This is a genomic window from Streptomyces lothianensis, from assembly GCF_047779955.1.
Taxonomy (GTDB): Bacteria; Actinomycetota; Actinomycetes; order Streptomycetales; family Streptomycetaceae; genus Streptomyces.
The window spans coordinates 1-201 of record NZ_JBLMKT010000195.1 but is presented as its reverse complement, the minus strand read 5'-3'; the positions used below and the strand labels follow the sequence as shown (position 1 = coordinate 201).

At 69.2% G+C, this 201-nt stretch carries 1 protein-coding gene; it reads right to left on the bottom strand.

The window, feature by feature from the left end; genetic code table 11:
- A partial coding sequence (locus ACLF6P_RS30205) for a hypothetical protein (protein WP_415954628.1) occupies nt 1–201 on the bottom strand: 201 nt, incomplete at both ends.

Here is a 201-nt window from a genome sequence, read left to right as displayed (position 1 = left end):
CCACATGCAGCGTCCGAGGCAACACACCATGCCGCATCGCCATGACCATCTTGATCACGCCACCGACGCCCGCCGCCGCCTGGCTGTGGCCGATGTTCGACTTCAGGGAGCCGAGCCACAACGGCCGATCCGCGTCGCGCTCCTGGCCGTACGTGGCCAGCAGGGCCTGCGCCTCGATCGGATCGCCCAGCGTCGTACCCG